The 12,395-nt window shown below is 39.6% G+C and carries 12 protein-coding genes; all 12 read right to left on the reverse strand.

The window, feature by feature from the left end:
• Positions 1–5: 5 nt before the first annotated feature.
• On the reverse strand, positions 6–863 hold the full coding sequence (atpB, locus tag QUE46_RS16610) for a F0F1 ATP synthase subunit A (RefSeq protein WP_286245676.1): 858 nt from the start codon (positions 861–863) through the stop codon (positions 6–8).
• Positions 864–877: 14 nt separating this feature from the next.
• Positions 878–1,258 carry an ATP synthase subunit I gene (locus QUE46_RS16615; RefSeq protein ID WP_286245677.1) on the reverse strand — a complete coding sequence of 127 codons (381 nt, stop codon included), beginning with the start codon at positions 1,256–1,258 and terminating at the stop codon, positions 878–880.
• 142 nt (positions 1,259–1,400) lie between these two features.
• On the reverse strand, positions 1,401–2,327 hold the full coding sequence (locus QUE46_RS16620) for a ParB/RepB/Spo0J family partition protein (RefSeq protein ID WP_286245678.1): 927 nt from the start codon (positions 2,325–2,327) through the stop codon (positions 1,401–1,403).
• Between the two features lie 20 nt (positions 2,328–2,347).
• Entirely contained in the window at positions 2,348–3,133 is a 786-nt protein-coding gene (locus QUE46_RS16625; RefSeq protein ID WP_004588067.1) for a ParA family protein, read from the reverse strand.
• 14 nt (positions 3,134–3,147) lie between these two features.
• Positions 3,148–3,768, reverse strand: a complete 621-nt coding sequence (gene rsmG, locus QUE46_RS16630) for a 16S rRNA (guanine(527)-N(7))-methyltransferase RsmG (RefSeq protein ID WP_273607913.1) — start codon at positions 3,766–3,768, stop codon at positions 3,148–3,150.
• Positions 3,769–3,783: 15 nt separating this feature from the next.
• Positions 3,784–5,673, reverse strand: coding sequence for a tRNA uridine-5-carboxymethylaminomethyl(34) synthesis enzyme MnmG (gene mnmG, locus QUE46_RS16635; protein ID WP_286245679.1), 1,890 nt, complete (start codon positions 5,671–5,673; stop codon positions 3,784–3,786).
• Between the two features lie 426 nt (positions 5,674–6,099).
• On the reverse strand, positions 6,100–6,549 hold the full coding sequence (gene mioC, locus QUE46_RS16640) for an FMN-binding protein MioC (RefSeq protein WP_286245680.1): 450 nt from the start codon (positions 6,547–6,549) through the stop codon (positions 6,100–6,102).
• A 900-nt stretch (positions 6,550–7,449) separates the two neighbouring features.
• Entirely contained in the window at positions 7,450–8,814 is a 1,365-nt protein-coding gene (gene mnmE, locus QUE46_RS16645) for a tRNA uridine-5-carboxymethylaminomethyl(34) synthesis GTPase MnmE (RefSeq protein ID WP_286245681.1), read from the reverse strand.
• 395 nt (positions 8,815–9,209) lie between these two features.
• Positions 9,210–10,844, reverse strand: a complete 1,635-nt coding sequence (gene yidC, locus QUE46_RS16650) for a membrane protein insertase YidC (RefSeq protein ID WP_286245682.1) — start codon at positions 10,842–10,844, stop codon at positions 9,210–9,212.
• Between the two features lie 8 nt (positions 10,845–10,852).
• On the reverse strand, positions 10,853–11,128 hold the full coding sequence (gene yidD / locus QUE46_RS16655; RefSeq protein ID WP_004588061.1) for a membrane protein insertion efficiency factor YidD: 276 nt from the start codon (positions 11,126–11,128) through the stop codon (positions 10,853–10,855).
• Positions 11,129–11,253: 125 nt separating this feature from the next.
• Positions 11,254–11,679: a ribonuclease P protein component gene (gene rnpA, locus QUE46_RS16660; protein WP_029772813.1), complete on the reverse strand. Its 426-nt coding sequence runs from the start codon at positions 11,677–11,679 to the stop codon at positions 11,254–11,256.
• Positions 11,680–11,686: 7 nt separating this feature from the next.
• On the reverse strand, positions 11,687–11,821 hold the full coding sequence (rpmH, locus tag QUE46_RS16665) for a 50S ribosomal protein L34 (protein ID WP_004335215.1): 135 nt from the start codon (positions 11,819–11,821) through the stop codon (positions 11,687–11,689).
• Positions 11,822–12,395: the final 574 nt, after the last annotated feature.

The following is a 12,395-nucleotide window of genomic DNA, read 5'->3' on the forward strand; positions in this document are numbered from 1 at the left end:
ATAAATTAGTGATTGTCAGAACTTGCCATGCTTAGGTAAACAATGGTTAGCATCATAAATACGAATGCTTGTAACACGATTACTAAGATATGGAATACAGCCCAAACAAAGTGCAACGGAAGTTGCATTAAACCAACTGCGCCGATAAGTATGAATATCAATTCACCAGCGTATAAGTTACCAAATAAACGCAGTGCTAACGAGAAAGGCTTAGACACTAAAGCGATTGTTTCTAGTAATAAATTACAAGGAATTAAGAAAATCATAGCCACTTTGCTATTAGAGCTAAACGGGTGAAGTGTAAGCTCTTTAATAAAGCCACCAACCCCTTTAATTTTAATAGAGTAACCAATCATCAGAATAAACACACCCAGTGCTAATGCAGCGGTTAAGTTTATGTCTGTGGTAGGTACAATTTTCATGTAAACGTCGTGTGGGTCCATGCCAAAGGCTTGTTCACCTACGAAACCGGCAAATGCAGGTAAGAAATCAACCGGGATTAAATCCATTAGGTTCATTAAGAACACCCAAACAAAAATTGTTAAGGCTAATGGAGCAATTAATTTGCTTTTACCGTGGTAAGTATCACGTACGTTGTCGCCAACGAACTCAACTATCATTTCAATAAAACATTGAAATTTACCAGGTACTCCTGTGTGTGCTTTTTTTGCGGCGCTACGGAAGATCCATAAAAATATTAGACCTAGTCCGATTGACCATGCGAGGGTATCTATATTCCATGTCCAGAAACCACTGTCTGCACACGCTTTGTTGAAGGCAAGACCTGAGTCGGTCATACACATCTTAGCGTTTGTTAAGTGATGCTGGATATGGCTTGATATAGTAACTTCTTCTGCAGCCATGTTATATCCCAAAGTTAATGTTTAAAAAAAACGGGCGCGAACAATCCAGTGAAAAGCACCAATACGTAAACACAAAAAAACGGCACTAAAACGACCGTGGTTGACTTGAGTATCAGTGCAAACAATACGATTGTTAGCATAAATTTTAATCCGTTACCGCGTTTTAACGAGGTATACGCTTGATTTGCTTTGCTTGCACCCATATATCTGAATGCATAAAGCGCAAATACTAGGTGAGGAAGTATTGCAACACTGCTACCGGCAAGTGCTGATACGCTGGCGTTTACTCCCCAACCAACAAAAATAATTACTGCAGCTACTAGTGCTACGATACCCTGAAGACAAATTAATTTAAATGCGGCAAGCCTATAAGGTCTTGCTAACTTATTAGTCACGTTTAGTTAACCTTTATGGCGTTCTAATTGTTAGGGTGTGAAAACTGGCGAAATTATACTTAATCCTACCAGTTTTGCAACTTGAGTAGACGCTTTGTAACACAAAATAGCTACAAATGTCTCTTATTGGACATGTAAAATTTTAATGGTCGGTATTGCTGTGATTTATACGATTTAAAATGCCATCAAGCTCATCTAAATTGGTGTAAGAAATAACCAGCTTGCCTTTGCCTTTCGCATTATAATTTATTTCTACTTTAGCCCCTAAATTGTCGGCTAATTTTTGCTCTAAGCGCTTAACATCAGGGTCTTTTTCTGGCGTTTCTTTCGCTGCAACCGGCTCTAAAATTGAGCGCACTAACTTTTCTGTTTCACGAACAGTTAATGCTTTAGCTACAGCTAATCTTGCAGCGTCAGATTGCGCTTCACCTTCAAGTGCTAATAAACAGCGTGCGTGGCCCATTTCTATGTCGCCATGCTCTAACAAAATTTTAACATCGCTATTTAAATTGTTTAATCGTAGTAAATTGGTCACGGTAGTGCGCGATTTACCCACCGCATCGGCAACTTGCTGGTGTGTTAATTCAAATTCATTTAATAATCTGTTTAACGCAATCGCTTCTTCCATTGCGTTTAAATCTTCACGCTGAATATTTTCTATCAGCGCAATAGCAACGGCGGCTTCATCAGGTACATCTTTTACAATACAAGGTACGCTCTCAAGCTTAGCAATTTGTGCAGCACGCCAACGACGTTCACCGGCAATTATTTCAAAGCTATTTTCTGCAACAGGGCGCACCACAATTGGCTGAATAATGCCTTGTGAGCGGATAGAGCTTGCAAGTTCTTCAAGCGCTTCTTCAGACATATCTTTACGAGGCTGGTATTTTCCTGAGTGTAAAAACTCAATAGGCAGCTTTTGCAATTCATTCGCAACGGGCTGAGCTGCAGTTTGTACAGCTTCAGTCACATTTACTGTGTCTTGTTCCTTGCTTGAGCTCGGCGCTGGTTTTGATGAACTTAAAAGGGCATCGAGTCCTCGGCCTAAACCTCGTTTTTTAGCAGACATGTTATTTTTTTACCTTAAAGTTAGGCGACTACCGGCGCTGTTTTTTCTTTTCTGCGTAGCATTTCGCCCGCAAGTGCTAAGTAGGCTTTTGCGCCACTTGATGCGCGGTCGTAGTACATTGCTGGTGCACCAAAACTAGGTGCCTCGGCAAGACGCACATTACGTGGGATCACGGTGCGGTAGACTTTATCGCCAAAATGTTGTTTTAGTTGTTCTGATACATCATTTGCTAATCGATTGCGTGGATCGTACATAGTACGAAGAATGCCTTCAATTTGTAAGTTAGGGTTAACTAACTTTGCAAGCTGTGTAATAGTGTCCATTAATGCGGTTAACCCTTCAAGCGCATAATATTCACATTGCATAGGGACTAAAATAGAATCAGCAGCAGCCATGGCGTTTACTGTTAACATATTTAGTGAAGGCGGGCAGTCGATAAAAATAAATTCGTATTTATCTTGTATTTTTTCAAGCGCATTACGAAGACGTACTTCGCGTGCAAACAACTCCATTAATTTTACTTCAGCTGCGGTTACATCACCGTTGGCCGCTATCATATGATACTCGCCCGAGGTTTCAGTGATTATCACCTCATCCATTGGCTTTTCTTCAATGAGTAAATCGTAAATGGTGGCGACATCGCCATACTTGTCTACACCGCTACCCATAGTAGCGTTGCCTTGGGGGTCGAGATCTATTAACAGCACTTTACGCTTCGTTGCAGCCATAGATGCAGCGAGATTAACAGCCGTTGTTGTTTTACCAACGCCGCCTTTTTGATTTGCTAATGCGATGACTTTTGCCACTATGTCTCTGATCCCTAGTCTTTAGAAAGAATAATTAAATGTCGTTGTGCATCAAGCTCAGGCACTACTAGCGAGATTTTTTCTTCAAATTTTACACCTTCAGGAAGTGACTCTAGCTCTTCACTAGGAAACACACCTTTAAGCGCGATAAATTTGCCTGAGTGATCAATTAAGTGTGAACACCAATCAACCATATCTTGCAATGAAGCAAACGCACGACTTAGTACGCCATCTAATTTAACACTTGGTTGATATTCTTCAACTCTTGACTGCACTGGGGTTACATTATTTAGCCCAAGCTCATGTTTAACTTGCATTAAAAAGCGAACACGTTTACCTAAACTATCAAGTAGCACAAATTGTGTATCAGGTAATGCAATAGCTAACACAATACCTGGCAAACCAGGACCAGTGCCTACATCAATATAATGATGACCGGGTAAATGAGGTGCAACAACTAAGCTATCCATAATGTGCTTAATCATCATTTCTTCTGGTAAGCGCACAGAGGTTAAATTATACGCTTTGTTCCATTTATTTAGTAACTCAACGTATTTAACTAATTGCTGTTGTTGTTTTTCGGTTAGCGCAATATCAGTTTGCGCTAACAATGTTGTTAATTGTTGCTGTAACACAGTTTACCTTTACTGTTACGCAGTTTTGCGTAATAAGCCTTGCTTCTTCAGATACACTAATAATAGCGAAATCGCCGCTGGGGTGATACCAGAAATACGAGAAGCTTGGCCAATAGTGTCTGGACGCGCATCTGTAAGCTTTGCAACTACCTCGTTTGATAAACCCGATACCGTTGAGTAATCGAACTCTTTAGGTAAGATGGTTTCTTCATGGCGAAGCTGCTTATTGATCTCATCTTGCTGACGTGCAATGTAGCCAGCGTACTTAGTGTGGATCTCAACTTGTTCAAGTGCAGCTTGATTTGTAAACTCAGATCCAAGTCCATCAATAGCCATTAAATCGTCATAACGAATCTCTGGACGGCGAAGTAGATCCTCTAAACTTGCTTCACGAGTAAGCGGCGTTTTTAATAACGCATTTACTTGATCAACTACAGCATGATCTTTATGGATCCAGGTTTCTTTAATACGCTGTTTCTCTTTTTCGATCACTTCCATTTTTTCGTTAAATGCCTGCCAGCGCTCATCGTTAACTAAACCAAGTTCACGACCTTTTTCTGTTAAGCGAATATCTGCGTTATCTTCACGCAGTAATAAACGATATTCCGCACGGCTAGTAAACATGCGGTACGGTTCTTTTGTACCAAGCGTTGCTAAGTCATCAATCAGTACGCCCACATACGCTTCATCACGGCGTGGTGTCCACGCGTCTTTACCTTGTACTTGTAACGCAGCGTTCATACCGGCAATTAAACCTTGCGCACCGGCTTCTTCGTAACCCGTAGTGCCGTTTATTTGGCCTGCAAAAAATAATCCGTCTATAAACTTGGTTTCTAATGACTGTTTTAAATCACGTGGGTCAAAAAAGTCGTATTCAATAGCATAACCAGGACGACAAATATGTGCGTTTTCAAAACCATCTATCGATTGCACAATTTGTAACTGCACATCAAAAGGTAAGCTGGTTGAAATGCCGTTAGGGTAAAGCTCGTACGATGTTAACCCTTCTGGCTCTACAAATATTTGGTGCTTGTCTTTATCAGCAAAGCGCACAATTTTATCTTCTATTGAAGGGCAGTAACGTGGCCCTATGCCTTCAATTACGCCAGAGTACATAGGCGAGCGATGTAAATTGTTACGAATAACCTCATGAGTTTTTTCGTTTGTGTAGGTTATATAACAGGGTATTTGCTGTGGGTGATCGCTTTGTTTACCAACAAACGAAAATACCGGTGTAGGCGCATCACCTGGTTGTTCTTGCATTTTGCTAAAATCAACTGTACGGGCATCAATACGTGGTGGAGTACCTGTTTTTAAACGGTCTACTCTAAAAGGTAATTCACGTAAACGATCAGCAAGTGCAATTGAAGGGGGATCGCCTGCACGTCCACCTTTAAAATTCTCTAAACCAATATGTATTTGGCCACCTAAAAAAGTACCTACGGTTAATACAACACTCGGTGCGCTAAAACGTAATCCCATTTGGGTTACTACGCCAACAACTTTGTTGTTTTCAACGATAAGATCATCACACGATTGTTGAAATATTTTTAGGTTTTCTTGGTTTTGTAATGTGCTTTGAATTGCAGCTTTGTACAAAGCACGATCCGCTTGTGCTCGAGTAGCACGAACAGCAGGTCCTTTTGAAGAATTTAAGGTACGAAATTGGATACCGCCTTTATCAATAGCTTGTGCCATAGCACCGCCTAGCGCATCAATTTCTTTAACCAGATGGCCTTTGCCTATGCCACCAATAGCTGGGTTGCAAGACATTTGACCAAGTGTATCCATATTATGAGTTAGCAGCAGGGTATTCATCCCCATACGTGCAGCAGCCAATGAGGCTTCAGTGCCTGCATGTCCACCACCTACTACAATAACGTCAAACTTTTCGTGAAAAATCATTAATGGGATCCTACTTAATCAAACCAGTAAACTTCAAAAGGGAGCGTATTCTACCTAGAAATTAGCAGAAGATAAATGATTAAACAGTGGGCAAGATCTAAGTCACTGATCACTTATAATATAAAGGATCTTTTAAAGAGATCTTTTAATACTATTACTACTAGTGATCGGGTTTTCTGTTGATAAGCTCTATTTATTCATTTAAAACATAAAATTAGATCAGATCTAAAGGTGTTAATATGATCGGATCATCAGGCAAATAAGCTCTGATCAAAAAGGGGGTTTATACACAGCCCAATATCAATTGGATCTTATCCCATGGATAAGCATGCTTAAAAACGCAGTTTGATCAGCGGTTATCCACAAAACCTATTAAATTATTAGTAAATTGTGGGTAACTTTATTTATGCATTTTAATTGATCACATTACTTTAATTGTGTTTTCTCTATCCATGAGTCTAACCACTCTAGCGCGGTATCTTCGGGTAATGCTTCATCAAGAATATTCAATTCGAGCCTTGGGGCTATACATGTTGCGCCTTTGCTGGCCATTAAACTATTTATATTACGCCCAGCAAGGTTGTAGGTGTCGTAGCTAGTGTCGCCTAAACCAATGACTGAATATTTAACAGATGATAGATCGCTTTGTTGTTTTAATTGCTCAATAAAGGGTAAAAGGTTGTCGGGATAATCGCCCGCGCCATAGGTCGATGTGCATATAAGCCATATTGTATTGTGTTGATCAATATCAGATAAATTAGGTTGATCATGTAGTTCAGCAGTTATACCTTGGTTATTTAACTCATCACATAGTTGTTCTGCTACATATTCTGCAGATCCCATTTGACTACCCACGATTATATTTACAGAACTCATATTTAAACTGATCACACATTACTTATTTGCCCGTTATGATAACTGAGTTAGGCTTGCAGTAAAGAAAACCTTTGTAATTTTGTATAACTATTTTTGAGTTGTTTTTACCCTTTATTGTAATTTCTTATATAAGTTATTGAATATAAATGAATTAACAAAAACTATTTAAATGTAATCTTCTGATCAAGTTGTTGATAAGATTGGGGAAAGCTCTGCTTAACTGGTATGTTTTGTAGATCTAAATAAAGCTAAGTCGTTGATTTTTTATTATAAGTGAGGCCACCAGCTCGCGTTTTCATATAGCTAACCTGTTGTTGATCATAATGTGGATAGTAATCTTGTTGATAACTTAAAAAGGCGATCAAAAATAATTTTTAAAAACGATCTATTAAAGATGATCTACTTAAAAAAAGTGAAAATAAGCGCAATAAACCACGCTTTTTATAGATCGTGACAGTTTAAGCTTATAAATACGCCGCTGTTTTTGATTTATTAGCCATAAAGTAGGCTATTGTGGATAACCTTTTTTAATTAGTCTTATTATTTTTTCAGTTCAGTGAGGAATTTTGCTGGTGGATTGGTTAAAAACGAAGGCGTAGGCACTAATATTACCGATTACTTTTACTAATAAACTTATAAACCTTAGCTAAAATGATCTACTTAAGCTAAGCGTTTAGCGCCATATTAGTACCTTTTTCAGCAATATAGAGCGCCATTTTTGCGCTTAATATGGTGTTTTTTTATACTGTGAGAGATTAAATAGGTGGGTTGCATACGCTAAAATTAGGTGCGTTTTTATTTAATTTTAACCCCATTTTAGCTTTTTTAATTTTATACCGAGCATAAAAAAGGGCACTATTGTGCCCTAAAGTAAGTGTTATTTTATGCTGTTTTAGCGAGTTACTTACCAATACAGAACGAGCTAAATATTTTGCCTAGTAGGTCGTCAGAGGTAAATTCACCGGTTATTTCGTTTAAGTATTGCTGCGTTAGACGTAGCTCTTCAGCTAATATTTCACCAGCTATGTGCATTTCTAATTGCGTTTTACCCGTGTCTAAGTGATAGGCCGCGTGCTCAAGCGCATCTAAATGGCGGCGGCGTGCCATAAATCCACCTTCTGTTGCGCCTTGAAAACCAATACAGGCCTTTAGGTGGTCGCGAACAAGCTCAATACCTTGTGCATTTTTAGCGCTTAAACTAATTACTGGGTATTGCTGGCTTTCATCCATACCTACTGCATCACCCGATAAATCGGCTTTATTCCTTATTACGGTAACACCCATACCTTGCGGTAATTTTGCCATAAACTCAGGCCAAATTGCGTGTGGGTCGGTGTCGGTGGTGTCGGTGCCGTCAAGCATAAACAACACGCGATCAGCTTGGTTTATTTCATCCCACGCGCGCTCTATACCTATTTGTTCAACGCGGTCTGGGCTTTCACGTAGGCCTGCGGTATCGATAATATGCAGTGGCATGCCATCAATATGAATGTGCTCACGTAGTACGTCACGAGTAGTACCCGCTATTTCGGTTACTATGGCAGCTTCGCGTCCTGCTAGGGCATTAAGTAGGCTTGATTTACCCGCATTAGGGCGCCCTGCGATCACAACGCGCATACCTTCTCGCATAATACTGCCTTGCTTAGCTTGGCTCGTTACTGTGTTTAATTGGGTGATAATGGCATCTAAATCGCCTGATACTTTGCCATCGGATAAAAAATCAATTTCCTCATCAGGGAAGTCAATGGCTGCCTCTACATACATACGTAAATGAATAACTTTTTCTACTAGAGTTTCAATGTGTTTAGAAAACTCACCTTGTAGCGATTGTAGGGCGCTTTTAGCTGCTTGCTCTGAGGTTGCATTAATTAAATCGCTAATAGCCTCTGCTTGGGTTAAATCAAGCTTGTCGTTCATAAAAGCGCGTTCAGAAAACTCACCAGGCTTAGCTAAGCGAACGCCTTCTATTTGGCTAATTTCTTTTAATAGCATGTCGAGTACAACAGGGCCGCCGTGACCTTGTAGTTCAAGTACATCTTCGCCGGTAAATGAGTTTGGACCTGCAAAATAAATAGCGATGCCTTGATCGAGCTGCTCGCCGTTTAAACTTTTAAAAGGCACATAGTCGGCATAGCGAAGCTTAGGTACTTTGCCTATTATTTTTTCGGCCACGCTTTTAGCAAGGCTGCCAGAAACCCGAATTATACCTACGCCACCACGCCCAGGGGCGGTCGCTTGTGCTGCAATTGTGTCTTGATTGATCATGCTATTTATTTGCCAACGAGAGTAACTTTAATGGCGCTATTGTAACCTATGCATTTATTGGTAGCGAATAGCTGTGGTAAAAAATAGACAATAAAAAAGGCGACCTAAGTCGCCTTTATATAAGTAATATACCCAAACCATATCAAGATACGAGTTTCAGTTGGAGTTAAAAGCGATTTAGGCAAGGCATTAATTAAGAATAATAGTGGTTCTATTGTTAAAATTAATAACGCAGTATAAATCGCTTTTAAACCAACCCTTTGGGCATTTCACAGGAACTTAATTTCATCGTTGTTACTTTTTAAAAGGGACTGCCATTCTTGGAAAGTAACGCCTTGATCTTAAGCCCCTGTGAAACGCTGAATTCTGTATCTCGATTTGGCTTGAGTATAGCGCTAGCCTCTTACTTTAATGCCTTGCTTTTCCATGCCACGGTAGATGATAAGCATCTGGACAATAGAAATAAGGTTAGACACTAACCAGTAAAGTACTAAACCAGATGGGAACCATAAGAAGAATACAGAGAAGATAACCGGCATAAAGGTCATCATTTTTTGCTGCATTGGATCGGTAACCGTCATTGGCTGTAGCTTTTGTGTAACAAACATACTTGCACCAAATAATATTGGTAATACGTAGTATGGATCTTTTGTTGAAAGGTCTGTTAGCCAAAGTACAAATTCAGCATGGCGTAGCTCTGTCGATTCTAAGAATACGTAAAATAGCGCTAAGAAAATTGGCATTTGTAACAAAATAGGGAAACAGCCACCCATTGGGTTAACTTTTTCTTTGCGGTACATTTCCATAGTGGCTTGGCCGAACTTTTGACGGTCATCACCATATTTTTCTTTAAGGGCAGCCATTTTAGGCTGAAGGGCACGCATTTTAGCCATTGACGTGTATTGCGCTTTAGTAAGCGGGTACATTAACGTTTTGACAATAATAGTGATGGCAATAATAGCCACACCCCAGTTACCTAAAATACTGTGTAACCATTTAAGAAGCACAAATAAAGGCTGCGAAATAAACCATAACCAACCGTAATCTACAGTAAGGTCTAAATCTGGGTGAATCGCTTCAAGAATATCTGACTCTTTAGGGCCCATGTAGTAAGTCGCATTAAGTGTTTGCTCACTGCCGGCTTGTACATTTACAGGCGCTGCTTTTGTACCAATAATAGCGGCATTACTTTTAGTAATTAAGCTGTAAAGCGTGTGTGCTTCGTCTTGCTTAGGTACCCATGCACTTACAAAGTAATGCTGAATAAATGCAACGTAACCGCCTTGGGTGTTTTTATTTAGGTTTTTATCAGCCATATCTGAAAAGCTGTATTTTTCGTACGACTCTTCATCAGTACCGTAAGCTGCACCTAAATAGTTTTGATCTACTAAGCTGCCTTTTTCCTGTACGGTACGCTTAATTTGCGTATATAGCTGTACTTGTACTGGCGCACTTGTAGCATTATTTACTGTGTATTCTAGGCCTACATCGTATTGGCCTTTTTTAAATACGTATGTTTTAGTGAAGCTAACGCCATTACTATCAACATAGGTAAGTGGGACACGTAGCTCATCACCGCTTAGCGTGTAGGCTTTTTGCGTTGCTTGGTAAGTAGGGCGACCATTCGCTGATGCGTCAGGCCCATTTAAACCAATTAAACCACTTTGTGAGAAGTATTGATTGCCATCAAACTCACCTAAAAGCATAAATGGTGTTTCTTCACCTTTTACTTCTTCGTATTGGAGTAAGTCTGCTTCAACAATGTCACCGCCTTTGGTGTCTATTTTTACTTTGAAAACGTCAGTCGTAATGTCAATAACTGAACGCTTAGCAGCGGTAGCCGAAGCTGGTAAACCTGAATCTGACGATGACGGTATATAATCATCTGACTCTGGTGACGTTGTGTTTAGTGTTTGTGTAGTGGCACTAGGATCGGCTTTAGGTGTGTTGTAGTCATTATTCCATTCTTGAAATAATAAAAACGACACTAACATTAAACCGATTAATAAAAACGTGCGTTGCGATTCCATAACAGCTCTTATTTCTCGTGTTGGTGGTTAATACGGGTTAATTTTTCAGGAACGGGATCTTCTCCGCCTGAATGTAAAGGATGGCATTTTAATATGCGTTTAAGTGCTAACCAACTCCCTTTTACAAATCCATGCAAATTAATTGCCTGAATAGCGTAATGAGAGCAGCTTGGATTAAAACGACAATGCGGGCCTAGTAATGGGCTTATCCACATTTGATAACCGCGGATAAATAACACTAAACAACGCTTTGGAATAGCAACAAGTGGTTTAAGTAACCTCATGGTGTTTATGCCCCTGCGAATATTTAGTGAATAGATACCATGTATTTAAAAGCTCAATTAAAGATTTTAAACGCATGATTAAAAGGTGAGCTAAAGATACCCTAATTAACCCTGCAATTCTATTGCTATCGGGTTTGTTTATTAGATTTAGCTGATTTGTTTGGGCGTTTTTTAAAGGGTGGTGGCTTAGGTGCACCCGGTTTGCAGCGTTCATTAATTTTGCGCCACAATTTTGTAAGTTGTTTGGTTATTTCTTCATTAGACTGCTCATCAATGCCACTTTTTACCATAAGCACAATATCAATATTATCGATGGTGTGTTGATTTAAACGAAAACTTTCGCGAGCGAGTCGTTTAATACGGTTACGTTGGCATGCCTTTTTTACACGTTTTTTAGCAACAGTGAGTCCTAACCTAGGTTTATCTTGGTCATTGGGTTTTGCTAAAAGAGTAAATAAAGGAGTTGCAGCCCGAGCGGGTTCATTAAATATGCGAGAGTAATGCGAGGGAGTTAACAGACGTAACTCCCTGCCAAAGCTAAAGTCTTCCACTTATATATTAAGCAGAAAGAACTTTGCGGCCTTTAGCGCGGCGACGTGCTAATACTTTACGGCCATTTACAGTTGCCATGCGAGCACGGAAGCCGTGTGCACGTTTGCGTTTTAAAACGCTAGGTTGAAAAGTTCTTTTCATAACAATCTCATCCGATCGGTTAAAGTTAAAACATCCTATGCAGGTCGCGATCCTGGCACAGGTGCCATTGCGAGCGCGAGATATTATAGATTAAGCACTTTAAAGTCAATCATAATTGCGCTGTAAACACCGTGTTTATTACATATTTTGTACGCTGGCTTGATATTTATAGATTAAATTTAATGCAAAATGGTCTGCTTTTGCGCAAAAAGGCGAATTAATGGCCGAGAGCGACCAAAAGAATGTGGATCGTAATAAAGTAGGGTGATCAACTAGGATCATCAAAATTAAGAAGTTTTCCACAGCTGGTGTTTAAAAAGTGAATAAAAGCATGGGAAAACTCATTTAGATCGTAAAATTTGTTCGCGATCTCAGTGTGTTTTTGTTATGATCTGTTATCAGGCTTTAAAATAAAAGTCGCTATAAATCAGTCTGTTAAGATATTTATACACTGATATCAACAATTTTATAAAAATCAATCTTTTACTTGTGGATAAAGTGCCTTCATAATACCCGGTCTTGGGTCGGGTAGCTGGCCAATTGAACGCAATAAATGCATGATTTTTAATCATTG

Origin of the sequence: Pseudoalteromonas sp. MM1 (assembly GCF_030296835.1) — a bacterium.
GTDB lineage: Bacteria > Pseudomonadota > Gammaproteobacteria > Enterobacterales > Alteromonadaceae > Pseudoalteromonas.